Source organism: Streptomyces sp. NPDC002490 (assembly GCF_040296045.1).
Lineage (GTDB): Bacteria > Actinomycetota > Actinomycetes > Streptomycetales > Streptomycetaceae > Streptomyces.
Genome location: NZ_JBEOWM010000027.1, coordinates 1 through 24,221, shown reverse-complemented (window position 1 = coordinate 24,221; position 24,221 = coordinate 1). Strand labels below are relative to the sequence as shown.

Below are 24,221 nucleotides of genomic sequence, written 5' to 3'. Positions count from 1 at the left end.
AGATCGCCGAGGATGCCGGTGGGGACCGGGGCCCCCTGCCGGAAGGGCAGGGGCGGACCGCCACCCGAACAGGCACGGAGACAGCGATGTCCCACCAGACGCACCAGTACGGCCCGACGGCCCCGCCCGGCGGGCGACCGCAGGACGCGACCGGGCCCGAGACGGCGCCGCACCTCGACTTCCAGGGGACCACGCCCTACGAGGACTACGTCCGCGCGGAGGTGCTCACCCACCTCCAGCAGCCCCTCTCGGACGATCCGGGGGAGATGGTCTTCCTGGTCACCACCCAGGTCATGGAGCTGTGGTTCACCGTGATCGTCCACGAGTGGGAGACCGCCTCGCGGGCCCTGCGGGAGGACGACGTCCCTGCGGCCACCGCTGCGCTGAAACGTTCCACCAGGGAGCTGGAGGCCCTGAACGCCTCCTGGCGCCCGCTCAGCGGCCTCACCCCCGCCCAGTTCAACTCCTACCGGGCGGCCCTCGGCGAGGGCTCCGGCTTCCAGTCGGCGATGTACCGGCGCATGGAGTTCCTGCTCGGCGAGAAGTCGGCGTCCATGCTCGTTCCGCACCGGGGCGCGCCCCGCGTGCACGCCGAGCTCGAAGAGGCGCTGCACGCCCCCAGCCTGTACGACGAGGTGCTGCGGCTCCTCGACCGCCGCGGCCACCGCATCCCCGCGGAGGTCCTGCACCGCGACCCCACCGCACGCTACGCACCGTCCCCGCAGGTCGAGGACGTGTGGACGGCCCTGTACGCCGCCGAGCGCCCGGCCGGGGCCCCGGATCGCCCGGGCGAAGCCCGCGGGGACGCCGATCCGGAGCTGCTGCGGCTCGGGGAGGCGCTCACCGACGTGGCGGAGCTGGTCTGGCGCTGGCGCAACGACCACCTGTCCGCCACCCGCCGGGCCATGGGCGCCAAGCCCGGCACCGGCGGCTCGGCGGGCGTGGCCTGGTTGGAGAAGCGGGCCGCCAAGACCGTCTTCCCCGAGCTGTGGACCGCCCGGAGCCGGGTGTGAGGCCGCCCGCCGGCCCCGGCGCCACCGCGGACCGTCCGCTGGCGCGCAAGGCCGCCGAACTCGACGCCGCCGACCCGCTGGCCGCCCGCCGCGACCTGTTCGCGCTGCCCGGGGAACCGCCGGGCGCGGTCTACCTGGACGGCAACTCGCTGGGCGCACTGGCCCGTTCGGTGCCCGCCCGGGTCGAGGAGGTGGTCCGCCACGAGTGGGGCGAGCTCCTCATCCGGTCCTGGACGGACAGCGGTTGGTGGCAGGCCCCGCAGCGGGTCGGCGACCGGATCGCCCCGCTGCTCGGCGCGGCCCGCGGCCAGCTCGTGGTCGGCGACTCGACCAGTGTGAACGTCTTCAAGGCCGTGGTCGGCGCGGTCCGGCTGGCCCGGGAGGCGGACCCGGACGCCCCGTTGCGGGACGAACTCGTGGTCGACGCCACCACCTTCCCCACCGACGGGTACCTCGCCGGGTCGGCCGCCCGGATGACCGGCTGCACGGTCCGGGCGGTGCCGCCGGCCGAGGTGCCCGGGGCGCTCGGCCCCCGCACGGCCGCCGTCCTGCTCAACCACGTCGACTACCGCACCGGGCGGCTGCACGACCTGCCCGGGCTCACCGGCGCGGTCCACGCCGCCGGCGCCCTCGTGGTCTGGGACCTCTGCCACAGCGCCGGCGCCCTCCCCGTCGACCTGGACCTGCACGGGGTGGACCTCGCGGTCGGCTGCACCTACAAGTACCTCAACGGCGGGCCCGGGGCGCCCGCCTACCTGTACGTGCGCCGGGACCACCAGGACCGGTTCGACTCGCCGTTGCCCGGCTGGAACGGCCACCGGGAGCCCTTCGGGATGCGCCCCGGGTACGAGCCGGCGCCCGGCGTGCTGCGGGGGCGCGTGGGCACCCCCGACATCCTGTCCATGCTGGCCCTGGAGGAGGCGCTCACCGTCTGGGACGGCGTCTCGGTGGAGGCGGTGCGCGCCAAGTCGCTGGCGCTCACCGAGCTCTTCCTGGAGTGCGTGGCCGCCTACCTGCCGCCCGGCCGGGTCGAGGTGCTCACGCCCGCCGCCCGCGCCGAGCGGGGCAGCCAGGTGGCGCTGCGCTGCGCGGACGCCGAGCGGGTGATGGCGGAACTGCTGGCCCGGGGCGTGATCGGGGACCACCGGGCCCCCGACACCCTCCGCTTCGGCTTCGCCCCGCTGTACGTGGGCTTCGCCGAGACCGAACGCGCGGCCCGCGCCCTGGCCGAAGCCCTGGGCACGGACCGCACGGCGTCCGGCACCGGCACGACGTCCGGCACCGGTGGAACGTCCGGAACCGGCGTGACGTCCGGGGCCGGTGGAACGTCCGGAACCGACGGGAGGGCCGGGATCAGATGACGCCCTGCGCCAGCATCGCGTCGGCGACCCGCTCGAAGCCCGCGATGTTGGCGCCCGTCACGTAGTCGCCGGGCGCGCCGTAGCGCTCGGCGGTCTCGTGGCAGGTGGCGTGGATGTCGTTCATGATGTGCGTCAGCTCGTCCTCGACGCGCTGCGCCGACCACGAGGTGCGGGCGTGGTTCTGCGCCATCTCCAGCGCGCTGACCGCGACGCCGCCCGCGTTGGCCGCCTTGCCCGGGCCGAAGGCGACGCCGGCCTGCTGGAACAGGTGGACCGCCTCGGGCGTGGTCGGCATGTTCGCGCCCTCGGAGATCGCCTTGACCCCGTTGCGGATCAGCACGGCGGCGTCGTTCTCGTCGAGTTCGTTCTGGGTGGCCGAGGGCAGCGCCACGTCCCCGGGAACCTCCCACACCCGTCCGCCGGGCACGAAGCGGGCGGAGGCGCCCCGCCGCGCGGCGTACGCGTCGACCCGGCCCCGCTCGACCTCCTTGATCTGCTTCAGCAGGTCGAGGTCGATGCCCTTCTCGTCCACCACGTAACCGGAGGAGTCGGAGCAGGTCACCGGGTTGGCGCCGAGCGCGCGCAGCTTCTCGATGGTGTAGATGGCGACGTTGCCGGAGCCCGACACCACCGCGGTCTGCCCCTCCAGGTCCTCGCCGCGCTCGCGCAGCATCGCCGCGGCGAACAGCACGCTGCCGTACCCGGTGGCCTCCGGGCGGATCAGCGAGCCGCCCCAGCCCTGGCCCTTGCCGGTGAGGACACCGGCCTCCCAGCGGTTGGTGATGCGGCGGTACTGGCCGAACATGTAGCCGATCTCCCGGCCGCCGACGCCGATGTCGCCGGCCGGCACGTCGGTGTGCTCGCCGATGTGCCGGTACAGCTCCGTCATGAAGGACTGGCAGAACCGCATGACCTCGCCGTCGCTGCGCCCGTGCGGGTCGAAGTCGCTGCCGCCCTTGCCGCCGCCGATGCCGAGGCCGGTCAGCGCGTTCTTGAAGATCTGCTCGAAGCCCAGGAACTTGATGACGCCCAGGTTGACGGAGGAGTGGAAGCGCAGGCCGCCCTTGTACGGGCCCAGGGCGCTGTTGAACTCGACCCGGTAACCGCGGTTGACCTGCACCCGCCCGTGGTCGTCCTGCCACGGCACCCGGAACATGACCTGGCGCTCCGGCTCGCACAGCCGCTCCACGAGCCCGGCCTCGGCGTACTCGGGACGGGCCGCGAGCACCGGCGCCAGGGTCTCCAGGACCTCGTGGACGGCCTGGTGGAACTCGGGCTGGGCGGGGTTGCGCCGTTCGATGTCGGTGAGGAGGGTGCCGAGGGTTTTCTGCACGTCGGATCGCGTCGTCACGGAATGGGTGCCTTCCTGGCGCGGCTACCACCGGATCGAAAGCGGCTGGCGTGCTCGCTCGACTCCGGTACAGCGATGAGCGCTCGGCGTCGTTGCCGCGCGCGGGGGCAAGGGTCAGTGTTACGCGCATGTAAACCACTTGACCAGTACCTTGAACCCGGCTGGCTCAATATGTGAGACGAAAGAGTGTGGAACAAGTCGCACCGGTTCATTTACAGGAGCCTCAGGCGTCCCACCTGCACCATCCGTAGCGACCCGTGCGGGCCTGGTGATATCTGCGGGTTCGCCCGGCTCCGGCCGCCTCCCGTGCGGTCCGGGCCGGGCCGCCCCCCGCGGTCAGGAGTCGGCGCCGCCGTCGGCGTGCCGGTCCAACTCGACGGCCAGGCGGCGCAGCACCCGGCGGTTGGCCCGGCGCATGGTGGCCCGTACGGCGGGGGCGAGGAGCCGGTCGGCGAGCGGGGCGTGCACCCAGGCGTACGTGAACGACACCCGGCTCCCGCCGCCGGCCGAGGGCTCGATGAGGTAGGTGCCGTGCGCCCGGCGCCGCCCACCCGCGCTGACGTTGCGCTCGACGATCCGCCGCGGGGGTTCCGCCTCGACCACCTCGATGGTGACCTCGGACGGGACCCCGCCCAGTACGGCGGTGACGTGGGCCCGCGAACCGACGCCCCGGTCGGGGCCCTCGTGGCGCCAGTTCCTCAGGTAGTGGTCGGTGAAGCGCTCGTGGTGGGCCATGACGTCGAGGAAGTCGAAGACCCGCTCGGGCCCCTGGGGTACGTCGATCGACACGGTGACGGCCTTCATTCGCGGAACGGTACCCACCCGGCGCGGGCCGGCGGGGGAGAACGCCCCCCTTCGCACCGTTCGAACACCCGAGCGAAGCCGGTGCGGGTGTCGCTCCGGTTCCGTCTCGAACCCGACCGCCCATCCGTCGAATCCGGGCGACTGCCGAATCAGAACTTGACGAGCAGTCACATCATGTGCAGGCAAAGGGATGTCATCGAAAAGGTCAAGAATGTTCCGGCCGTCCGGTCCGGGCGGCCGGAAAATCGATCGGCCGGGGTCACCGGCCGATGACAGGATCGGAGGCATGACGAGCGCCCCCGCGGACTTCGAGCTGACCATGGACGAACTGCGAGCGGTCGCCCGCTACGCGCTGGAGAGCGCGGAGGCGGTGCTCCCCGTCTTCGAGGCCGGCAACCCCGAGGACCCCCGCCCCCGGGCCGCCGTCGACGCCGCCCGGGAGTTCGTGAACGGCGCCCGGCGGACCCGGCTGCAACGGATCACCGCCCTGGACGCGCACCGCGCCGCCCGCCAGGCCGCCACCGAGGCCGAGCAACTCGCCGCCCGCGCCGCGGGCGACGCGGCCGCCGCCGCCTACCTCCACCCCCTCGCCAAGGCCACCCAGGTCGGCCACATCCTGCGCGCCGCCGCCTGCGCGGCCCGGGTGGCGGAACTCCAGGCGGACGGGGACCCCGCCGCCGGCCTGGACTCGATCGAACGCGCCCGACTGCGGGCCGCCCCGGTCGTCGTCGACGTGCTCAGCCGCTACCCGGCGGCCCCGTTCGGCAGGAGCCGGGTGGCCCGGCTGATGACCGTCCTGGACGAAGGACTGCGGAAGTAGTCCGGCCGGGAGGAGGACCCGGGCGGGGTGCGGTTCCCCTGCACGGTGCCGGGTGCCACGGCAGGGGAGGCGGTGACCCGGGCCGTCGAGCGCCTCGCCCGGGTGGGCGTGACGGTCGCGGAGGTCAGGATGCCGCTGAGCGACTTCCGCTCGACGGACTGAACCCGGGTATCGGCCGGAAGTGCCCGGGCGGCACGCGGCCGGGGTCGGCCACCGGCCAGGCGGTGAGCGCGTACCAGCCCGTGTGGTCGCCGCTGACCAGCAAGAACGGCTCGCCGGAGGTCAGTTGGCGGCGGGCTTCGTTGCGGCAGCCGTCGCGGTGGGCCCAGTCGCGCAGGGCGGTGGGCACGTCGTCCGGATACCCGGCGCAGGGAGCCGGGTCGGGCCGCAGGGCGCGGACGACCAGGTGCGGGGCGGTGACCGGGTCCGGGTCCAGCCCGTTGGCGACCCGTACCGCCTGACGGCGCAGCCAACGCAGCACCCGCCCCGGATGCGGGCTGCTGAACGTCCCCAGCACCACCCTCCCCCGCCCACCGGTACCGGCCACCGGCCCCTCCGCGAGCACCAGAGCGCGGTACACGGGCCACGGTCGGTCCTCGGGCGCCGTCGGCACCGGGACCGGGGTCGGCCGCCCGCGCACTCCGGCGCGGGCGCGGGCGCGTGAGGGCCGGGCCCAGCGGCCGATCACGTGGTCACCCCGGGCAGGGTGCGCGGGTCGACGCCCCGGGGCGGGTCCCACTGCACGGTGTCGTGCAGGGAGCGTTGGTACCGGCGGTGCCCGGTGGCCCGCAGGTGCTCCTCGGCCCAGGCCAAGGCCCCGTCCGGAGTGCGGGTTTCGGGCCCCAGCGGGGGAGCCGCCCCGCACCGCGGGCTCCCGGACACGCACTGGACGTGCGCCCGCACGCCCCAGGACTCCACCTGCTTGAGGGTCCATTCCAGGTGGCACCACCGCCGCTTCACCCATCCGGTTGCGCAACCGCCCTCCTCGCTCCGGCCGTTCACCTCCTCCAGTGCCGGCCGGAGCCGGTCCAGTGCGGTGGCCGGACGGAGGTCCTCACGGCGGGCGTCCCACTCAAGGCCCCCGCCGGCCGGGCGGAGCGCGTAGAGGTTGCGGCTGATGTGCATGATCTCCCCGACACGCCCCCTCCGCGTGTCGTAGGCGAACGCGCCAACACCCATCCCGTCGAACGGAGTTCCCTCGGGGAAGGCTTCCGGAGGCTTCGCCTCCGCCACCTTCCCGTGTGGTGAAGCGAACGGAAGTTCGTTCAACTCCGCAGGAATGTTCGGGTCAGACACCGATAACTCCTCTCCGTAGTGAATCCACTACCGGGCAGGCTCAGGGTGTCCTAGAGTCGAACTCCCTTCAACCTGGTAGCCACGAAGGAAGAGTTGGCCATGAACAGGAAACAACTGGACCCGGAATCAGGACCGGTGGCGGCCTTCGGAGCCCGTTTACGCAAGGAGCGCGAGGCGCGCGGCTGGACGCAGGAACACCTCGCCGAATTGATGGGCTACTCCAGCCAGCACATCTCCGCGATGGAAACTGCTCGTAAGCCGCCGACCCTTCGCAGTGCGCTGGAAGCGGACAAGGCGTTCGGACTCAAGGGCAAGCCCGAGTCCTTCGAGCGCTGGTACCGCGAGATCAAGAGCGGCAGCCTGCTGGAGGGTTTCCCGGAATACGTGGTGCTGGAGGGCAGGGCCGAGGAGGTCCGGCTCTTCGAGGTGGGCCTGATCCCGGGCCCGCTCCAGACCCGGGAGTACGCGGCGGCCATCGAGACGGGCCACGTCCGGCGGGGCACGATCACGGACGAACAGGCCGAGGAACGGATCGAGGTACTGATAGAGCGACAGGTGGCGTTGACGCGCACGCCACCGCCCTTGCTCCACGTGATCCTGGACGAGAGCTGTATCCGGCGGATGGTCGGCGGCCCCGAGGTGATGAAGCGGCAGTTGGATCACCTGCTGGAGTTCGCCGCCCGGCCCAACACCTCGCTCCAGATCGCCCCCTATTCCATGGGGGAACTACGGCCCTTCAATCGCTCGGTGAATCTGCTGACGCTCAAGGACGGCTCCGTACTGGCCTACGAGGAGTCCCAGCGCCAGGGCTTCTTGGACCGGGAAAGCACCTCGGTCCGTCCGCTGGTGAGGGACTACCATCAACTGGGAACAGAGGCGCTGTCGCAGGCCGAGTCTGTGGCCGTGATCGAGCAGGTACGGAAGGGCATCTCGTGACGATAGAACCCCTGAACTGGATCAAGTCCTCGTACAGCGGCAGCGGCGGTACCTGCGTGGAGTGGGCCCCCGCTCGTGCCGCCGTGGCCGGTGCGGTGCCGGTGCGGGACTCCAAGGTCCTGGACGGTCCGGTGCTGAACTTCCCGGCCGGCGCGTTCTCCTCCTTCGTCGCGGGCGTCAAGACCGGCGAGTTCGACGCGGTCTGAGCCCGCAACCATCCGGCGCCGAACGGCCCCGCCCTCTCCCGATGGGGGAGCGGCGGGGCCGTCCCGTTCCGGCCTCTTGCCCTCCGGCTCCTCGTGGTGGCGGGGGAGGCGGTCCCACCACCGGGGGTGCGGTGCATGCACCCGAAGGCTTCCTGATGCGGCTTCCGCAGGGGCGGAGTTGTGGTGGTTACGGCAGCGGGGCACGGGCCACCACCACCTTCGACGAGTCGGCTACTCACTCAGCCACTTCGTCACCCAGTTGTCGTTCTGCGCCGAGATGGCCCGTTCGCAGCGGGCGACGAGGACGTCGTCGGACGCCGGGCCGGCTCCTGCGGCGCGTTGGGCTATCAAGGTCTCCAGCTCCGTCGCGGTGCGGGAGAACTCCATCTCCTGGTAGGCGTACCGGGAGGAGGCCGCATGGGCGGTGACGGCAGCGGCCACGGTGGTGACCGTCGCGACCCACGCGGTGGCCGAACTGCCCCCGAAGGCACCGGATACGGCACCCAGCAGCACCGCGGTGGCCGCCAAGGCCACTTCGACGCGGCGCACGTGGGTGCTCCGCTGGCCCATGTGCGCCGCACGGGGCCGGTAGTAGCCCTCGACCTGGCCGACCACCCGTACCGCCAGATAGGAATCGACGTCGGTGACTGCGGGCAGCGAGCGCGCCCGCGGGGCGATGCCGATCGTGCGACCGACCAGGTCGGAGGCGTCCGTGAGGTCCCGCTCGACCCGCTCCAGGAGCACCTGGTGGGCGTCTGGGTCCCGATAGGGATCAACGTGTGCCAGGTAGGCGTAGACCTCCCCCTTCAGCCGTTCGCTGACCGAACGCAGTCTGGTCCAGTCACCGACCTGTTGAGGACCCGCCGCCTTGGTGACCACCGGCACGAGCCCCACCGTCACGGCCGCCAAGAACGCCAGGACCTTCCCCAACGTGCCGTTCCACGCCATGACCTGGGCGGCGGCCGTACCGGCGCACGCCCCCGTCGCGCCCAGCACGAGGCCGAGCTTCCTGGCCCGTCCGATCGCGCGTTTCGCTTCGTTGGCCGCCTGGGACCACACGCTCTGGCGAGCCCATACCCACTGCACGGTCGAATCTCCTGAAACCCCCATGCACGGCATCTTCTCAGCACTACGGTGAGTACCGACAGCATGACCCGACTCGACCCAACGGAGCGACGTGTCGGAATCACGTCACGCAGCAGCCCCTCCGCGACCGCGCCGCGCACCCCGCCGAGCCGCTGTGATCAAACAACTCCCCCGCCGGGGAAGGCGATGGAACGCCCTGGGATGGGTCGCGCTGACCCTGGGCAGCGGATGCCTGGGAATCGCCCACGGAAGCGAGGGCACCTCGGCCACGACGGCCTGGGGACTGCTGGCGCTCGCCGCGGTCCTGGTGGTGGGCGGGGTGTGGGCGGTGCTGCGGGGACGACAACATGTGGCGCCCGTCCTGACCAGCCTCCGGGACCTACCCGCGGACGAACCGATCGTCCTGTTCCTCCGGGCGTTCAAGGACGACGCCGGCTTCTCCCAGGTCGCCGCACTCCGGTGGTTCCGCCTCCTGTTCTCCTTCATGCTGCCGACGCCCGCGCATCTACGCACCGAAGAACAACAGGTCAGCCGCGCGGTGGCACCGTTCGGGCAGCTGGTCGCGCTCGGGGACACGAAGGACAAGCTGCCGCACCTCGGCGCCGAGCGCCACTACGCCTCGGACGGCACCTGGAAGGGCGAGGTGCTCCACGCGCTCGATCGCGCCACACTGGTCCTGCTGGCCACCGGTGCGGGAGGGGGCCTCACCTGGGAGGTCGAGGAACTGAAGGAACGCGACGACCCCACCCGCCTGGTCCTCCTCGTCAGCCGCGGCCGAGGTCAGTACGCGCAGTTCCAGCAGGCGTTGGGGAGGCACTTTCCCCGAGGGCTACCGTCCTACCCGCCCCGACGGCTGCGACATCTCCTCCTGCGGGGGCGCTACGTCCGCGCTGCGATCTGGTTCGACAGCGACTGGACGCCGCACTGGGAGATGCTGGACGGCAGGTTCCCCCTCGTCGGCCTCGCGCGGCGCACCCAACGGGCGCTGCCCCGCGCCCTGCGGAGGGTCTACCGGCGTGCCGGCGTGCCGGCACGGGTGAAGTCCACCGCACCGCGCCCGTGGGCGGTGAAGCTGAGCGCCCTGCTGGTCGCCGCGTTCGGGCTGCTGCCCTTTGCGTTCAACTTCGGACTCGCCCTCCTCGTCGAGGTCATCCTCAAGGCCATCGACGAGGCCCTGTCCAGGTCCTTCGGCGTGGACTTCTCGTCCGAACCGTCCGAACCGTCCGAACCGTCCGAAACGGACGTGATCGACATCGGCTTCCTCGAATTCCTCACCGCCGGATGGCCGTTGTTGCTGTGGCTGGCCTGCACGGCCCTGTGGGCGTACCGGGTGTGGTGCTGTGGCCCCTACGCCATCGCGATCGCCCGCGTCCTGGGCATCTGCCTGCCCGCCTTCCTGCTGGCATCCGGGATGGCGGTGCTCCCTGCCGGCGTCAACATGGTGCTCCTCGTCGTGGGCCTGTTGACGCTGCTCGCCTTGGCCATGCCGCTGGCCGCCGTTCTGCTGATGCGCCACGACGTGCGCGAGTGGATCGACTCCACCCTGTAGGGGGAGGCCCGAGGCCGGGCGGCGGCTACTGGCGGTGGGCCGGGCGCACCGCGTGGTTCCCGACCCGTGGACCGTCCCGTCGTCGACCACGACCCACCCGGCCCGGGCGGTCGGCGTCGGTGAGGACGGACCGGCCCCCCGGCCCGGGTTCGGCCGGCCCCGGGGGTGGGGCCCGCAGTCACGTCGAGGTCCGACACCGCCTCCAGCAGCTCGGTCGCGCGGGCGGTCGCGCCCGCCTCGGAGGCCAGGCCGGACCAGTCAGCCCACGGCAAGGGGGTGACCGTCGATCCGCCCGCGCCCCGTCCGCCGTTCCTTCCATCGCGTCCGCCGGGAACCCGCCGCTACCGGCCCCGAACGCCCTCCTCGACGAGGACCCCACGCGTCGTCGGTCGCCCACGGGGCACTGCTCGGGCAGGCGGTGCGTCATGAAGGGCCGACTGGTGATGAACTCACTGAATGCCAGGGCGGTTGGGGACAGGTAGGAGCCCTCGTTCCACACCAGGGTGAGCACCCGGTGGCAGTCCGGAACGTCCACGCGCACCCACGCGACCGGGACGTGGGTACTGGTGCCGAGCCGGCGGGACATCGCCGGGATGAGGCCGATGCCGAGCCCCGCACTCACCATGTCCTGGCTGGCGCCCGGCTCGTCCCCCACGCAGGACAACCGCGGTACCAGGCCGTGCACCGCGAAGAGGCGGTCCAGGAAGGTGCGTTGCAAGTGGCCCGGACGCATGGTGACGAAGGGCTCGTCGGCCAGTTCGGGAACGGTGACCCGGTCCCGCCCGTCGAGCCGGTGCCCGAGCGGGACCGCGAGCAGGCACTCCTCGCGGCCGAGCTCGATCGACTTCAGTCGCGGGCCGCTCAACCGTTGTGATGCCACACAGAAGTCCACCTGACCGGAGCGCAGTTGTCGACTCATCTCCTCGCCGTCGGACTGGAAGAGTCGTACATCGGCAAGGGGTTGGGTGGTACGGAAGCCACCGAGGACACGGGCGACGGTCAGCAGGGTCTCGGAGGCGATGCTGACCTGTCCGAGCCTCGCGTCCCGGGCGTCGTCCAGCGCCCGGCGCCCGTCGTCGAGCGCACTCAAGGCGCGCTCGACGTGTCGCAGGAAGAGTGCGCCGTGCCGGTTGAGCCGGATGCGCCCCCCGCCGGTCGAAGAGCGGCGAGCCGAGTTCGGCCTCCAGGCGTGCGATGGTCCGGCTCAGCGAGGGTCGCACGACGTGCAGTTCCTCCGTGGCACGGCTGATGTGCCCGTGACGGGCGACGACGTGGAAGTAGCGCAACTGCAACAGGTCCACGGTTCCACCTTTTCCTGGACGTTCCACCTTTTCCTGGACGATCTGATGAAGCGTCGCCTGACGTAACGGGCGGACGAACGCGCAGGACATGCTCCCCCCACCACATCCCCGCACGACCCGACCTCCGACTGCCGGGCGCGCCCGTCCGCCGGCCTCACCTCCGCCCCCGCCCCGAACGGTCTTCCGGCCACCGCCCCCGCCCGGCACAATCGCAGCCATGACGACCACCACGGGCGGCGCGCCGCCCGGGCACGGTGCCCCGGTCGCCGTCGCCCGCGGTCTGCTGACGGGCACGGTGGCCGGGGCGTCGTCGGCCGCGCTGGTCGTCGGTCCGGTCATCGGGAGCGTGCCGCTGTTCCTCGCGGGCCTCGGTCTGCCCGCGCTCTGCGGTCTGCTGGCCCTCCTCGCCGGCATGGCCCGCCGTGCCCGCGAGGAGGCCGTCCCGCCCCGCACGGCCCTGGCGAGGATCGAGGCCCTGGACGCCACCGGCGACGACGAACACAGCGAGCTGACCGTCCGGTTCGACCTGACCGTCGCACCCGACGACGCCCCCGCCTACCGGGTCGAGGTCACCGAGGACGTCCACCGCGTCGACCTGCCTGACCACCGTCCGGGCGGCCTGCTGGTGGTGCAGTACCCGCCGGACCGGCCGTGGCGGGTGCGGATCGTGCGGCGGCCCACCCCCGCGTGGGAGGACCGGGCCGCCGCGGCGCGCATCGACTCGGCCCCCGGCCCGCCGATGCCGAGCCGGCCGGTGAAGGGTTCCGCGGGCCGTGCGGCCCGGCTGCTCGCCCTGCTCCTCTCCGCGAGCGCGGTCGTCCTGCTGTTCCGCGCCGACCTCTTCGCCGGGGACGCCGGGGACACCGGTGCCCGATCTCCCGGCCCGCGCCCGTCCGTGTCCGCCACGACCTCTGCCGTGGTCGTGACCTCGGGGCTGGCCACGGTCACCCTCGGCCCGGGGCAGTCCCTGCTGGACCCGGGCGAACTGCGCCGCGCCGTGGACCCCCTCACCGGGGACGGGAACGGCCGCCGCGCGCTCACGGTCATCGCGCAGGAGCGCACCCTCACCGTCGCGTTCGCCCCCACCGGCACGGCGGCGCCCGGCTTCGACCCGCGCGCCCTGCCCTACGAGCGCATCCCCGCCCTGGTCGCGCAGGCCAAGTCCGGTTCGTCCACCGGCAGTCCGCAGACCTGGCACCTCACCGCGAGCCGCACCGCAACGGGCCCCCTCACCATCCGGATCGTCGTCACCGGCCCGGACGGCACGGCCCGGCTGGAGGCGGACGGACGGGGCGAGGTGCTGCGGCACACCCCCGCACCGTGACGGACCCGAGCAGGCAGGAGAGGGCAGACGCATGGACCCGCACGACTACCTCGCCCTGTGGTGCGCCGGCGGTGTCGCCGTGGCACTCGTCGGCTACGGCAGGTCACTCGCCGGCACGACCCGGGCCGGGCGGACGGTGCGGACCGCCGGCCGCGTCACGCGGGTCCGCGAACCCCGGCACGGAGGTTCCCGCAAGGACGGCATCCCGGTGGTCCTCACCTTCCGCGACCCGTCCACCGGAGAAGGGTTCACCGTCACCAACGACCGCGGGCACGGCGAGTCGATCACCGTCGCCTGGGTGGGCCGGGAACTCGGCGTCCACTACCCACGGGGCAGACCGCACGCCTACCGGCTCACCAACGGACCGCACGACGAGGACGCGGACGACCGCGGACGCACCGTGCCCCACTGCGCGGTGCTCCTCGTCTACGCCGGACTCGTCGCCGTCGCCGCGGTCGAGTGGGGCTGGCCCTGGGCGCTGATCGCCACCTGCGGCCCGCTGGCCGTCCTCCTCGCCGGCCGCCTCCCCGCGAACCTGCGGGCGGTGCGCCGCCGCCGGACCGAGACGACCGCCATGGTCACCGCCCGGGCCCGGGTCGTCGCCGTCCTCAAGGACACCGACACCGACGGGGAGGGCACCACCTTCACCACCTGGACCCCGGTCCTCGCCTTCACCACCCGCGAGGGCACGGAGGTCACCGCCCACTGCCCCTCGGCCGTCCCCGACCGCGCCGACTCCCACGGCCGCTACCTCACCGTCCACCACGCACCCACCGACCCGGCCCGCTTCACCACGGACCCCGCCGCCGAACACCGCTCCCACACCTGGGACACCGCCCTGCACCTGCTGGCCCTGTTCCTCACCGCGGCGGGGGCGGCCGCGGGGACGGTCCTGCTCTGAGCGGGTGGGCGACCCCGCCCGGGGCGGACGGCGGACGCCCCCCCGGATCGCCCGACGTGGAACCAGCACGGGGTGTTCAGCGTTCGAGGTGCCGACCGACGCGTTCGCGGAGTCCGCGGGTCCACTCCTCGCGGTGACGCGCGCTCGGGGCATCGAGTTCACAGAGGTAGGCCGTGCCGTCGTGGACCCGGACCGTGATGCTCAGACGTCCCCGCCGCCCGAACACCCAGGTGATGGCGGAGATTTCGGACCAGTCGAAGTCCGCTTCTTCCTGGCCCACCCGGAGGGACACACCGGCACCGTCCGCGGTGAGGCTCGCGGACGGACCACCGATCACCAAGTGATCGTGGTGGGGGAGTGGCCTTCGGACCGGTGGGGGCGGGGCCGCCGGTTGGGTCGGTGCCGAGGCCAGCGCCGCGGACGGGGAGGGCGGGGGCACCGGAACCGTGGGCGTGCGACTCGCGGGCGGGCCGTGCACCGGACCGGTCACCCGGTCCAGGAGCGCGTGGGGCGTCGGGCGGTCGGTCGGGTCCTTGCGCAGGCAGGCCGCCACCACCTCGCGCATGCCGAACGGTACTGCGGAGAGGTCCGGGGGTTCGTGCACCGACCGGTACATCAGGGCCATGGACGTGCCCTCGCCCCAGGCGCTGCCCCCGGCGGCGCAGACCAGCACCGCGCCGAGTGCGAACATGTCGCTGGCTTCGGTCACGTCATGGCCCAGAGCCTGTTCGGGGGAGAGGTACCCGGGGGTGCCGAAGGCGGAGCCGGTCGCCGTCAGCCGCGACGACTCCAGCGCTCGGGCGATGCCGAAGTCCAGCACGCGGGGGCCGTCGGAAGCCATGACGATGTTGCCCGGTTTGAGGTCGCGGTGGACGAGCCGGCAGCCGTGGATCGATGCCAGCGCCTCGGCGAGCGCTGCGGCGAGAGCCCGCAACTCGGGCTCGCCCATGGGTCCGGTGGCGTCGAGGTGCTCGACGAGCGTCGGGCCGGGGATGTACGCGGTTGCGAGCCACGGCGGGTCGCCCTCGACGTCGGCGTCCACGACGGGCGCCGTGTGGAACCCGCCTACGGAACGGGCTGCCGCCACCTCCGCGCGAAAGCGCTCGCGGAAGACGGGGTCCGCCGCCAGTTCGGGTTTGGCGACCTTCACGGCGACAGCCCGTCCGCCCCGTGTCCGCGCCAGGAAGACCGTTCCCATCCCGCCCTCGCCGAGCTTGCGTTCGACGGCGTACCCCCCGATGCGATGCATGTGCCGAGTATGACGCTTGCACCGCGCCGACCCCATGCGTCTTCCCGGACTCTCGTTCGGTCAGCCGCTCCGGCCGGAGGCGGCGCAGGGCCCGTTGCGAAGTCGGTCCGGCGAGCTCCGCTTCCACCGGTCGAACTCGGGCTGTCAGCCCGGGTGTCAGCACGCTTCCAGACCGTTGCGCTGCCCCGGCCGGCAACGACGGTCATCAAGAGGACCTACAGAGCTGCACTTCGGCGCACGCTCCGAACCGGTGGGCGACCTCTGGCCGAGAAGGACCTGGTGCCGCCCCGCCCACCGTGGTGATCTGCCAGCACGACGGCGGGCAGGAGGGGGAACGGGTGGGAACCGTGCCGGGCGACCTGGCGGACAACCGGCCGGGGGACGCGATCCGCAGGAAGCTCCGGGAACTCCAACCCAACCCGGTGCTCCGGCTGCTCGGCCGCTGGCTGCCGCACTCGTCGACCCGCAGCTGGTGGGACGGGCTCACCGGCGAACGCGTCACCGGCCGGAGGCTCGACGCGCTGCGCCGGCACGGCTGGCACACCCTGCACGCCGTCCAATGGCCCAGCGGTGCGGACGTCGACCACCTCGCGATCGGCCCGGCGGGCGTCTTCGCCGTCAACTCCAAACGGCACCGGGGAAAGACCGTCTGGTACGGGGACCGGGCCATCACCGTCAACCGGACACCCACCCGCCACGTCGTCATCAGCCGTTCCGAAGCCCGCCGGGTCTCCCGGGTCCTCTCCCGGGCCTGCGGCTACCCCGTCCCCGTCCGGCCCGTGATCGCCGTGGTGCACTCCGCGAAGCTCACGGTGAAGGGGACGGACCCGCCGGTGCTCGTCCTGGACGCCGCCCGCATCGACCGGGTCCTGTCCGGACTGCCGGCCACTCTGACGCCCCGACAGGTGGCCCACGTCTACGCCGTGGCCAGGTCCCCCCGCACCTGGACCGGCTGAACCGTCACACCGGCACGGCAGGACGCGGATCGCCGTGGAAGACCTCACGGGTGTGCCAGGCGCGGTGTTCGGCGGCGACCGGACGCGCACCCGGCTGCGGCCCGACGAGGGGCCGGCCGGCGAGCGCTATGACCTGCTCGCGGGCGGCGCTGCTGTGGCCGACGAAGCGCTGCGAGACCAGGACGCGGTGTCCGTCGTCGATGCCGAGGACGCCCTTGTCGAAGAGCTTGTGGTGCAGCGAGCACAGGCACAGCCCGTTGTCGACCTCGTCCGGCCCCTGGAAGGCCCACCACCGCACGTGAGCCGCCTCCAACCCGACCGGAAGCGCACCGACCCTCCCGTCGTAGCCGCAGAAGGCGCACCGGTACTCGTAGGCGGTCAGCACCGACTCCCGCATCCGCCGGTCCCGTTGCCGGCGCGCGCGGGAGAGTTGCCCGGCGCCCGCCGGCTCGGGGTCCAGATCCAGGCCGACCGCCTCGCACAGCTCACCGTGGAGCGAGGGAGGGAAGTGCAGGTCGAGCAGGGCCCGCGCCATCCGGTGCAGCAACTCCGGCTCCCGCCGCAGCGCGGCCCTGAGGTCGGGCGCGAGCCGACCGGTGGCCCCCGTCTCCCGCAGGTCCCGCAGCCCGGTGCCCGGACTCCCCGGACCGAGGTCGGTCCGCACCTCCCACACCCCGTCGCCGACCAGGTGGTGGAAGGGGTAGGCGGGCGTCGTCCGGTGCGCAGGACCGTACTCCGCCAACAGCCGCTGCAAGTCCGCCTCCACCGCGCTGTACCGCAACTCGTCGTCGGCGTCCTCCTGGAACCGGCCGAACGCGTACAGCAACAGCAGCGGCTTGTGCGGCGCCCGGGCCCCGCCCCTCGTCCACTGCCTCAACTTCGCGGTGCGCTCGACCCAGTCCATGGCCCGTGATCGTACGACGGGGCTGGCGCCGGGGATCCGGTCCGCGAGGGCCAGCACGAACCCCTGTGCCCCCCCCCGGGTCACCGAGGTGGGGGCACAGGGGCACAGGGCAGGGCAACCGTCGTCACCCGGTGACCGGCGCCGCCCGCGGCCTTCGAAGGGGCGGTCGGCCTCGCTTCCAGGTCATCCCGAACGCCAACGATTGCGTCCGTCCGAGCCGGGCCCGCACACCATGGGAGTACCTGCCCTGGTCACACCGACGGCACCGGGGGGCGAGCAGAACGACCCCGGATGCACGGTCGACGCCCCGCCCCCACCGCCCGTGGAGGAACCCCCACTGCTCGTGGACGAACCTCCTGTGGAGCTGCTCCCGCCGACCGGACCGGTGTTGCGGTCGTCGGTGAGGTCCCGGTAGTCCGGGCGACCGTCGTCGTCCTTGTCCCCGAGCCGGAGCCCGCTCGTGGAGCAGCCGGCGTCGGGGTGCGCGAGCCCGAGGGTCACCTCGGCGGTGATGTCCTCACCGTCCGCCGGGTCCTGTTCGCACACGCGCCACGTGTCGTGATCCCCCGGCAGCTCGTCGTTCACGTAGTGGGACTCGGCTTCGATCGCGCCCTCATCGACCCCCAGGCCCGTCAGGGCCCTCACGGAGTCCCGCCAGGTCTCGTCCAGCAGATCCGGCATCGTGGGCCACGGGATCTCCGCGCCGTCCTTCCCCGGACAGGGCTCGCCCGTCTTGACGGCGGCGAAGTCGATCAGCTTCCGTCCGTCGTCGTGGTCGGCCTCCTGGAAGCACACCACCCAGCCGGACCGCAGGAGGATCGAACGGCTCTCGGCGGACGCGTCGTGGAGGCTGGTGGTGTATCCGGAGCTGCGGGCCGCTGTCTCCGCCTCGTGGAGGGGCCGGCCCCGGTAGTCCGGCACTTCCGGCTCGGCGGCCGGGCTCGGGGGAGCCTTCGGGGACGGTGTGCGAGTCGCTTCCGCCGTGGGCTTGGCATCGCTCCGGGCGCCCGCCTCGCTGCTCTCGTCGAGTTGCCCGCCCAGACCCGAGCCGAGCACCAGCAGGACCAGCGCCCCGAGGTTCGCACCCAACTTGGCGAACCAGCGCCACGGCGGCAGGATCCACAGCAGGACGACGACGGCGATCAGCGCGAGAAAGCCGAGGGGGAAGCTGAACGCGCCGATCAGGGCCACCAACGCGAGCATCCCCAGCGCGGCACGGCTCGTCTTCCACCAGGGTCTGGCGGCAGAAGCCTGAGAGGACGGTAAGGGTGCGGAGTCGTACGGGTTCATCTCAGGGCTTCCTGGGTCTGCCGGGTACGTGGATGATCCGGGTGTGCACACACATGTGCCTGTTCACGGATCGATGCAAGACGCCCGACTTTAGTGGAGTTTAGGGTGCGGTGAGGCGGCCTCCCGGACGTTCGGATGCGCCCGCGGTGAGCCGCACGGCGGGTGAGAGGGACAGGAGCTCAGACTCCCCGCCGACAACGAACAACCCCCAGGTCGACGACTTGGGGGTTCGTGGTGGAGCGGGTGACGAGAATCGAACTCGCGCTCTCAGCTTGGGAAGCTCGGGTCCCTTGGCGGCGATCGCTGCGCTGACCTGCGGTGGGGTGGTGCTGGAGCCCCGCGCCACCCCAAGGCAAGTCCCCTCTGTTCCCCGCAGTTCCCCACCGGACCTGGCACGCGAGTGGCACGGGCTCTCGCCTCATACGTCCCTTGGCGAAGCTCTGCCGGGAGTTTCTGATACTCAGCCGACGAAAGTCAGCCACGACGGCGGGTGTGTCGACCGACCACGCACGCGTGTGCCTCGGTGCACTCCCACCAGCCTCAGCCACGTTGCCATGCCGTCGACCAAGGCGAGCTGCGCTGATGGGGGTGGACTGACTGGACGAACTTCTGATCCGTAGCTCTGTAGAGATCGGTCATTGACGGTCATACAGGCTGCGGGGAGGCTCGTGAGGATCAGTGTGGGGCACTCCCGGTCGGTGGGGTTGCTGTACTTCGCTGCCGTACTGCAATCTCCGGGCCTCATCCTTATCAGGTCGGTCATCAAGGGCTACCGACTCGGACGATCGGTAGTCCCCGCCTGAAGTGCAAGCGTGGCCGCTGTTGTACGTCTCTGTTGATGTCCAGCGCTGATGCCAACTCCCTTAGACCACCTTGACACGGGCACATTGTGGTCTCTATCAGCGAACTCTGCACGCCGCTACGTGACAGCAGACATCCTGATGAGGGCAGGCAGCAGAGCAGCAGGAGGCGGCCATGGAATCGTACGTAGTCGCCTTGATCGCGGTCGTGGGGACGCTATCCGGAGCCGTTGTCGGCTACCTCCTCCAACGGCGACAGTCCCGAGAACAGCGAACATGGCAGAAGACAGACTTGGACCGCCAAGAAACCCTGGCCCTAGTCCAATCAACATCAGCTACGTTCGACCAGCGTGAAGCCCTCCTCTGGCAGGAACGCCGGGCCCTCTACATCCGCTTTCTCGCACACATTGATGACTGGGTCGAGGTTCTCCGCGACCTCAGAGACCTCGGTGGTATTCCGGCTACGCCAGGCATCCAGACATCAGACGATGCACGTCAGGCTTCTCCACTCGCCGCTGCCCAGCTGGATGCCGCCCGAGGCTTCAAGCGTTGTGATGTCGAGATGACGGTTCTGGCCGGTACACCCGTCCTCTCGATGATGGGCGAACTGCGAACCAAGGTCTACGAAGCAGCGCGAGAGGCGTTGACCGGAGGCGACAAGCTAGCCGAAGTAGCAGAGCAACGAGGGCATCTGGTTCGGGCCATGCGCTTCGAGCTCACCACTTCCTTCGTGGGCGATCGGCACTCGGCGCACAGGCCGACACGAGCCGAGTAGGACTCCCGCTTCCCGCTCAACCCACCACTCACCCCGGCTCTCATCCCGGAGTCTGAGCGCCCCCGCCGGAGGCATCGTCTTGAAGCCGCCGGCTTGGTTCTCGTCTCATGCCCCTCGGGCCTATCCAGTCGCGGGCGCGCGTCGGCGGCGGCAGCGCCGAGCGGGCCGAAGGCAGGAGCGCGGGCGCAGCCAGAGCCGGGAAGCGCGCCCGGCGGAGCGGAGCGCAGCCGGGGGCCTTGAACCCGTAGAGAAAGTTGTAACTCACTCGGTCAGGTGGGGCCCGAAGCCAGAGGCACGGCAAGGGAGTTCGGCACCTCCGAAACCTGCCAGCAGCAGGAAAACCACCGGTCTGATCGTCCACACGAGGCGGACGTCGGCGTGAGCCACCGTCACGGTGCAGGGGTCGGAGCGGAGAAGGGTCAGCCTGGTGTTCACACGCCCCTTGGACAGCCAGCTCCATGCCGTGTCGGAAGCGTCCTCGTCCAAGATCGGGAAGATGGTGCGGAGAGCGTGTCGGCGATCCAGCGGTCCGCTTGGCGTGCCGTGTAGGCGTCGAGGGCTCCTAACCGCGCCGACCGTCGCCGACCAGTGAGGTCAATCCGACCAGCATTCGCACCAGTAGCCCCGTCTGGTCACGTCGTCCCGCACGGGTGACCTCCTCCGTGCGGGTCCGCGTACAGCTCTGCGGTGACGGTGTGGCCGTGGTCGCTGTCGTGGACGACGACCCGGTGGGCGATCGCGCTGACCATGCCCAGTCCCCTGCCGTGTTCGGCGTCCTGGTCCTGGTCGTGCCCGACCTTGGGGGTCCCGTCGACGCCTCCGTCGTCGGTCACGGACACCGCGACCACCTGCGCGGAGACGCAGACGGCCAGACGGAAGCTGCCGTGTTCCCGGCCGCTGGCGGTGTGCAGGATCGCGTTGGCGCTCAGCTCGCTCACGATCAGTTCGGCGTCGTCGGCCAGGGGTGATCCGCGCAGGACGTCACGGGTCCAGCGGCGAGCTCGGCTGACCTCTTCGGGGAATCCGGGGCAGGATAGTCCCCAGACCCTCGGCGTACTCGTATACTCGTGCATACAAGTTCCTTCATGCTGGTAGGCCGCCATGTGCAGCGGGTTCGGGCTAGACGAGTTTCACGCCGTCATGGGCGCGGATGGCGGGCGGGTTCGCCGTGTCGAGTGCGTCCAGAACGCGGATCGCGTACGCCTCGTCGGCGAGTTCGATCACTTCTTCGCGGGTGGCCCACCGCAGTGCGCGGGTCTCGTTTCCGACGGCGGGCGTGCCGTCGGCGGCCTCGCAGCGGAAGACCAGCGAGACGATGAGGCCCTTCATGTTCTTGTAGACCCCGGTGAGCGTTGCGGGAAGCATGATCTTGATGCCGGTCTCTTCGAGGACTTCGCGTTGCAGTGCCTCGGGTACGGTCTCCTCGCGTTCGAGGATGCCGCCTGGCGGTTCCCAGTGGCCATTGTCACGTCGCTGGATCAGCAGGGCCCGGCCCTGGTCGTCCACGATCACCCCCGCGACGCTCACGGAGTGTGGGCGGTCAGTGCTCACGTTCCACGGGCCCTCTCAGCTGACTAGGCTCTCACCGTAGCAACAAGACCCAGCTACTCGTCTAGACGCCTAAAGGAGTACACATGTCTTCGATCCCCTCGAACGTGCTCGGGGTGCTCGACCCCACGAGCGACCGTGCGGTGTTCCGGCAGATCGCTGACCAACTGCGTGAGGCGATCGACCGCGGGCGGTTCAAGGAGGGGGAGAAGCTGCCCTCCGAAGCCGAGCTCGTGGAGCACTACGGGGTGTCCCGGATGACGGTCCGGAACTCCTTCTCCGTCCTCCAGGGGGAGGGCCTGGTGCACGCGGAGCACGGCAAGGGTGTCTTCGTGCGGCCCCGGCCGCCGGTGCGGCGGCTGGCCTCGGACCGGTTCGCCCGGCGCCATCGTGAGCAGGGGAAGTCGGCCTTCATCGTGGAGGCCGACGCGGCCGGCAGCCACCCCCAGGTCGACGGCTTGGAGGTGAAGGAGGAGAAGGCGAGTCAGGATGTCTCCACCCGGCTCGGCTCCGTGCGACGGGTACTGGCCCGGCGCCGCCGCTACCTCCTGGACGGTCGGCCGGTGGAGTTCGCCGCCTCGTACCTCCCCCTCGACATCGCCCGCGGCACCCCCATCGCCGAACCCAACCCCGGCCCCGGCGGGATCTACGCCCGACTCGAAGAACTCGGCCACCGCCTCGACCACTTCGAGGAGGAGATCCGTGCCCGGATGCCCTCGCCCGCCGAGGTGAAGACGCTCCGACTGGCCTCCGGCGTCCCGGTGATCCACCTGATCCGGACCGCCTTCGACACCGAGGGCCGGGCCGTGGAGGTCTGCGACACCGTCATGGCGGCCGACGCCTACGTGCTGTCGTACCGACTCCCGGCAACGTGACGATCCCCGAGTCGGCGGCGGAGGGGCAGCGAAAAGGCCCGGGTCGACGACCTGGGCCTTGACTGTGGAGCGGGTGACGAGAATCGAACTCGCGCTCTCAGCTTGGGAAGCTGATGTTCTACCATTAAACTACACCCGCGAGTGCAACCGGTTGAACCGGTGATGCATCGTCGCTCACTCTACCCCATCCCCGTCACCAGGTGTTCCCGCCCGCGCGGCCCGGTGTCGCGGCGTGCCGGACGGGGGTGCGGGCGGCCGGAGTTGGGGGCGGTACGGTGGGCGCGCGCGGAGCGTGCGGGTGGGGTCACCGGTGCCGGAGCGCCGTCCGGGAGACGTCCTGTTCGTCCCGTAATGTTCCGCTTCGTACCGGCCTGGTGGGCGTCCAGGTGGCTGCCCCGTACGGCCGGCGTCAGACGCGGCTCGTGGGAAGGGACTCGAAGGACTTGATGGAGCGCACCGTGGTCCGTTGTGCCGAAGGGCACGTGTTCAGCACCGCTACGTTCCCGATGCAGCAGGCCGGGCGGCTCGGCCCCGGGCGGCTGCTGCGCTGCCCCCGCTGCGCGCGGCTCCGCAGCGCCGTGCCGGTGCCTCCCGGCAAGCGGTAGCCCCACGGCGCGGGACCGGCGGACGGGTTCCGCCGGTCGGCCCGCCGGTGCGCCGACCTGCCCGGCGGCGCGTTCGGCGGGCCGCACTGCGTATCCTCGGGGGGTGCTTCTCTCAGACAAGGACATCCGGGCCGAGATCGACGCAGGACGGGTGCGCATCGACCCGTACGACGAATCGATGGTGCAGCCGTCGAGCATCGACGTACGGCTGGACCGCTACTTCCGGGTGTTCGAGAACCACCGGTACCCGCACATCGACCCCTCGGTCGAGCAGGCGGACCTGACCCGGTTGGTGGAGCCCGAGGGCGACGAGCCGTTCATCCTGCACCCGGGCGAGTTCGTGCTCGCCTCGACGTACGAGGTCATCTCGCTCCCCGACGACCTGGCCAGCCGGCTGGAGGGCAAGTCCAGCCTCGGGCGGCTCGGACTGGTGACCCACTCGACGGCCGGGTTCATCGACCCCGGTTTCTCGGGGCACGTCACGCTCGAACTCTCCAACCTGGCGACGCTGCCGATCAAGTTGTGGCCCGGGATGAAGATCGGGCAGCTGTGCATGTTCCGGCTCAGCTCGCCGTCCGAGTTCCCCTACGGCACCGAGCGCTACGGCTCGCGGTACCAGGGCCAGCGCGGCCCGACTGCCTCGCGCTCCTTCCAGAACTTCCACCGGACCCGGGTGTGAGCGGCGAGGCCGCGACGGGCGGCGGCATGCGCGAGAACCTCAGCTACGAGCGGTTCGGCACCGCCGTCCGCGAGCTGGCGCAGACCATCGCCGACGACGGCTACCGGCCCGACCTGATCCTCTCCATCGCGCGCGGCGGGGTCTTCGTCGCGGGCGGGCTGGCGTACGCGCTGGACTGCAAGAACCTGCACCTGGTCAACGTCGAGTTCTACACCGGTGTCGGCACCACGCTGGAGATGCCGGTGATGCTGGCGCCGGTGCCGAACGCGATCGACTTCACCGACAAGAAGGTGCTGATCGCCGACGACGTCGCCGACACCGGCAAGACGCTGAAGCTGGTGCACGACTTCTGCCTCGACCACGTGGCGGAGGTGCGGTCCGCGGTCGTCTACGAGAAGTCGCACTCGCTGGTGAAGTGCGAGTACGTGTGGAAGCGCACCGACGAGTGGATCAACTTCCCGTGGAGCGTCGAGCCCCCCGTCCGCCCGACGGGCGCCCCGGTCACCCCGTCCCGCGAGGCGCTGTAGGGCCACCGGTCGAGGGGGGGGGGGCGGCCCCGGGGGGGAACGGACGCCCCCGCCGGCGCCCGGCC

At 71.6% G+C, this 24,221-nt stretch carries 24 protein-coding genes, 1 tRNA gene and 1 pseudogene; 14 read left to right on the top strand and 12 right to left on the bottom strand.

Translation table 11 applies throughout. From position 1 onward, the window contains the following. Positions 1–86 precede the first annotated feature (86 nt). The gene (locus ABT092_RS18750; RefSeq protein ID WP_351245167.1) at positions 87–1,013 is read left to right on the top strand and encodes a tryptophan 2,3-dioxygenase family protein; all 927 of its coding nucleotides are present in this window, start codon (positions 87–89) and stop codon (positions 1,011–1,013) included. Next, positions 1,010–2,374 (top strand): kynureninase, encoded by a 1,365-nt coding sequence (locus ABT092_RS18745; protein ID WP_351245165.1) that lies wholly within the window; start codon positions 1,010–1,012, stop codon positions 2,372–2,374. The genes ABT092_RS18750 and ABT092_RS18745 overlap by 4 nt, the downstream gene beginning before the upstream one ends. On the opposite strand, the gene gdhA is transcribed toward ABT092_RS18745, so the two are convergent. Both gdhA and ABT092_RS18735 read right to left on the bottom strand, forming a co-directional pair. Next, the gene (gene gdhA, locus ABT092_RS18740) at positions 2,367–3,725 is read right to left on the bottom strand and encodes an NADP-specific glutamate dehydrogenase (RefSeq protein WP_351245163.1); all 1,359 of its coding nucleotides are present in this window, start codon (positions 3,723–3,725) and stop codon (positions 2,367–2,369) included. The genes ABT092_RS18745 and gdhA overlap by 8 nt on opposite strands. Positions 3,726–4,061: 336 nt before the next feature. Further along, positions 4,062–4,529 carry an SRPBCC family protein gene (locus tag ABT092_RS18735; RefSeq protein WP_351245161.1) on the bottom strand — a complete coding sequence of 156 codons (468 nt, stop codon included), beginning with the start codon at positions 4,527–4,529 and terminating at the stop codon, positions 4,062–4,064. Positions 4,530–4,815: 286 nt separating this feature from the next. On the opposite strand from ABT092_RS18735, the gene ABT092_RS18730 reads away from it, so the two are divergent. After that, the gene (locus ABT092_RS18730) at positions 4,816–5,349 is read left to right on the top strand and encodes a putative immunity protein (RefSeq protein ID WP_351245159.1); all 534 of its coding nucleotides are present in this window, start codon (positions 4,816–4,818) and stop codon (positions 5,347–5,349) included. A 124-nt stretch (positions 5,350–5,473) separates the two neighbouring features. Here the strand turns inward: ABT092_RS18730 and ABT092_RS18725 are convergent, their stop codons facing one another. Then, the gene (locus ABT092_RS18725) at positions 5,474–5,929 is read right to left on the bottom strand and encodes a hypothetical protein (protein ID WP_351245157.1); all 456 of its coding nucleotides are present in this window, start codon (positions 5,927–5,929) and stop codon (positions 5,474–5,476) included. 104 nt (positions 5,930–6,033) lie between these two features. After that, entirely contained in the window at positions 6,034–6,474 is a 441-nt protein-coding gene (locus ABT092_RS18720) for a hypothetical protein (RefSeq protein ID WP_351245155.1), read from the bottom strand. A 270-nt stretch (positions 6,475–6,744) separates the two neighbouring features. On the opposite strand from ABT092_RS18720, the gene ABT092_RS18715 reads away from it, so the two are divergent. Both ABT092_RS18715 and ABT092_RS18710 read left to right on the top strand, forming a co-directional pair. Next, a complete protein-coding gene (locus ABT092_RS18715) occupies positions 6,745–7,581 on the top strand; it encodes a helix-turn-helix domain-containing protein (protein ID WP_351245153.1) in 837 nt (278 codons plus the stop codon). Further along, positions 7,578–7,787: a DUF397 domain-containing protein gene (locus ABT092_RS18710; RefSeq protein WP_351245151.1), complete on the top strand. Its 210-nt coding sequence runs from the start codon at positions 7,578–7,580 to the stop codon at positions 7,785–7,787. Before ABT092_RS18715 ends, ABT092_RS18710 begins: the two co-directional genes overlap by 4 nt. Positions 7,788–8,018: 231 nt before the next feature. Here ABT092_RS18710 and ABT092_RS18705 read toward each other — a convergent pair whose 3' ends face one another. Next, positions 8,019–8,873 (bottom strand): DUF4231 domain-containing protein, encoded by an 855-nt coding sequence (locus ABT092_RS18705; RefSeq protein WP_351245149.1) that lies wholly within the window; start codon positions 8,871–8,873, stop codon positions 8,019–8,021. Positions 8,874–9,027: 154 nt separating this feature from the next. Between ABT092_RS18705 and ABT092_RS18700 the strand changes: the two genes are divergently transcribed. Continuing rightward, the gene (locus ABT092_RS18700; protein ID WP_351245147.1) at positions 9,028–10,422 is read left to right on the top strand and encodes a hypothetical protein; all 1,395 of its coding nucleotides are present in this window, start codon (positions 9,028–9,030) and stop codon (positions 10,420–10,422) included. A 409-nt stretch (positions 10,423–10,831) separates the two neighbouring features. Here the strand turns inward: ABT092_RS18700 and ABT092_RS18695 are convergent. Beyond that, a pseudogene (locus ABT092_RS18695) lies at positions 10,832–11,723 on the bottom strand (LysR family transcriptional regulator); the annotation flags it as partial. 217 nt (positions 11,724–11,940) lie between these two features. Here ABT092_RS18695 and ABT092_RS18685 point away from each other — a divergent pair. Together ABT092_RS18685 and ABT092_RS18680 are read left to right on the top strand one after the other, a co-directional pair. Continuing rightward, positions 11,941–13,047, top strand: a complete 1,107-nt coding sequence (locus tag ABT092_RS18685; RefSeq protein ID WP_351245143.1) for a hypothetical protein — start codon at positions 11,941–11,943, stop codon at positions 13,045–13,047. Positions 13,048–13,078: 31 nt separating this feature from the next. Continuing rightward, entirely contained in the window at positions 13,079–13,948 is an 870-nt protein-coding gene (locus tag ABT092_RS18680) for a DUF3592 domain-containing protein (RefSeq protein ID WP_351245141.1), read from the top strand. A 76-nt stretch (positions 13,949–14,024) separates the two neighbouring features. On the opposite strand, the gene ABT092_RS18675 is transcribed toward ABT092_RS18680, so the two are convergent. Beyond that, positions 14,025–15,197 carry a serine/threonine-protein kinase gene (locus ABT092_RS18675; protein WP_351245139.1) on the bottom strand — a complete coding sequence of 391 codons (1,173 nt, stop codon included), beginning with the start codon at positions 15,195–15,197 and terminating at the stop codon, positions 14,025–14,027. 338 nt (positions 15,198–15,535) lie between these two features. On the opposite strand from ABT092_RS18675, the gene ABT092_RS18670 reads away from it, so the two are divergent. Beyond that, complete coding sequence (locus ABT092_RS18670) at positions 15,536–16,153, top strand: nuclease-related domain-containing protein (protein ID WP_351245137.1); 618 nt, start codon at positions 15,536–15,538, stop codon at positions 16,151–16,153. Between the two features lie 4 nt (positions 16,154–16,157). On the opposite strand, the gene ABT092_RS18665 is transcribed toward ABT092_RS18670, so the two are convergent. Continuing rightward, complete coding sequence (locus tag ABT092_RS18665; protein ID WP_351245135.1) at positions 16,158–17,057, bottom strand: phosphorothioated DNA-binding restriction endonuclease; 900 nt, start codon at positions 17,055–17,057, stop codon at positions 16,158–16,160. A 183-nt stretch (positions 17,058–17,240) separates the two neighbouring features. Next, entirely contained in the window at positions 17,241–18,248 is a 1,008-nt protein-coding gene (locus ABT092_RS18660; protein WP_351245133.1) for a hypothetical protein, read from the bottom strand. Positions 18,249–19,322: 1,074 nt separating this feature from the next. Between ABT092_RS18660 and ABT092_RS18655 the strand changes: the two genes are divergently transcribed. After that, positions 19,323–19,922 carry a hypothetical protein gene (locus tag ABT092_RS18655; protein WP_351245131.1) on the top strand — a complete coding sequence of 200 codons (600 nt, stop codon included), beginning with the start codon at positions 19,323–19,325 and terminating at the stop codon, positions 19,920–19,922. 632 nt (positions 19,923–20,554) lie between these two features. Here the strand turns inward: ABT092_RS18655 and ABT092_RS18650 are convergent. Then, positions 20,555–20,995: an ATP-binding protein gene (locus ABT092_RS18650; protein ID WP_351245129.1), complete on the bottom strand. Its 441-nt coding sequence runs from the start codon at positions 20,993–20,995 to the stop codon at positions 20,555–20,557. Between the two features lie 46 nt (positions 20,996–21,041). Further along, a complete protein-coding gene (locus ABT092_RS18645; protein ID WP_351245274.1) occupies positions 21,042–21,449 on the bottom strand; it encodes an NUDIX hydrolase in 408 nt (135 codons plus the stop codon). 107 nt (positions 21,450–21,556) lie between these two features. On the opposite strand from ABT092_RS18645, the gene ABT092_RS18640 reads away from it, so the two are divergent. After that, positions 21,557–22,345, top strand: coding sequence for a GntR family transcriptional regulator (locus tag ABT092_RS18640; RefSeq protein ID WP_351245127.1), 789 nt, complete (start codon positions 21,557–21,559; stop codon positions 22,343–22,345). Between the two features lie 65 nt (positions 22,346–22,410). Here the strand turns inward: ABT092_RS18640 and ABT092_RS18635 are convergent. Continuing rightward, positions 22,411–22,484, bottom strand: a tRNA-Gly gene (locus tag ABT092_RS18635). Positions 22,485–22,791: 307 nt separating this feature from the next. Here ABT092_RS18635 and ABT092_RS18630 point away from each other — a divergent pair. The 3 genes from ABT092_RS18630 to ABT092_RS18620 all read left to right on the top strand — a co-directional run bounded on the left by ABT092_RS18630 (position 22,792) and on the right by ABT092_RS18620 (position 24,156). After that, a complete protein-coding gene (locus ABT092_RS18630; protein ID WP_351245125.1) occupies positions 22,792–22,950 on the top strand; it encodes a hypothetical protein in 159 nt (52 codons plus the stop codon). A gap of 103 nt (positions 22,951–23,053) precedes the next feature. Continuing rightward, on the top strand, positions 23,054–23,629 hold the full coding sequence (dcd, locus tag ABT092_RS18625; RefSeq protein ID WP_351245123.1) for a dCTP deaminase: 576 nt from the start codon (positions 23,054–23,056) through the stop codon (positions 23,627–23,629). Between the two features lie 26 nt (positions 23,630–23,655). Continuing rightward, a complete protein-coding gene (locus ABT092_RS18620) occupies positions 23,656–24,156 on the top strand; it encodes a phosphoribosyltransferase (RefSeq protein ID WP_351245272.1) in 501 nt (166 codons plus the stop codon). Positions 24,157–24,221 lie beyond the last annotated feature (65 nt).

Excerpts from the sequence above, each read along its gene's own strand:
- ABT092_RS18665 (WP_351245135.1), bottom strand. The coding sequence starts at position 17,057 with ATGGACTGGGTCGAGCGCACCGCGAAGTTGAGGCAGTGGACGAGGGGC.
- ABT092_RS18715 (WP_351245153.1), top strand. The coding sequence starts at position 6,745 with ATGAACAGGAAACAACTGGACCCGGAATCAGGACCGGTGGCGGCCTTC.
- ABT092_RS18655 (WP_351245131.1), top strand. The coding sequence starts at position 19,323 with ATGGAATCGTACGTAGTCGCCTTGATCGCGGTCGTGGGGACGCTATCC.
- ABT092_RS18640 (WP_351245127.1), top strand. The coding sequence starts at position 21,557 with ATGTCTTCGATCCCCTCGAACGTGCTCGGGGTGCTCGACCCCACGAGC.
- ABT092_RS18680 (WP_351245141.1), top strand. The coding sequence starts at position 13,079 with ATGGACCCGCACGACTACCTCGCCCTGTGGTGCGCCGGCGGTGTCGCC.
- ABT092_RS18735 (WP_351245161.1), bottom strand. The coding sequence starts at position 4,529 with ATGAAGGCCGTCACCGTGTCGATCGACGTACCCCAGGGGCCCGAGCGG.
- ABT092_RS18730 (WP_351245159.1), top strand. The coding sequence starts at position 4,816 with ATGACGAGCGCCCCCGCGGACTTCGAGCTGACCATGGACGAACTGCGA.
- ABT092_RS18750 (WP_351245167.1), top strand. The coding sequence starts at position 87 with ATGTCCCACCAGACGCACCAGTACGGCCCGACGGCCCCGCCCGGCGGG.
- ABT092_RS18630 (WP_351245125.1), top strand. The coding sequence starts at position 22,792 with ATGGAGCGCACCGTGGTCCGTTGTGCCGAAGGGCACGTGTTCAGCACC.
- ABT092_RS18720 (WP_351245155.1), bottom strand. The coding sequence starts at position 6,474 with ATGCACATCAGCCGCAACCTCTACGCGCTCCGCCCGGCCGGCGGGGGC.
- ABT092_RS18620 (WP_351245272.1), top strand. The coding sequence starts at position 23,656 with ATGCGCGAGAACCTCAGCTACGAGCGGTTCGGCACCGCCGTCCGCGAG.
- ABT092_RS18685 (WP_351245143.1), top strand. The coding sequence starts at position 11,941 with ATGACGACCACCACGGGCGGCGCGCCGCCCGGGCACGGTGCCCCGGTC.
- ABT092_RS18675 (WP_351245139.1), bottom strand. The coding sequence starts at position 15,197 with ATGCATCGCATCGGGGGGTACGCCGTCGAACGCAAGCTCGGCGAGGGC.
- ABT092_RS18650 (WP_351245129.1), bottom strand. The coding sequence starts at position 20,995 with ATGCACGAGTATACGAGTACGCCGAGGGTCTGGGGACTATCCTGCCCC.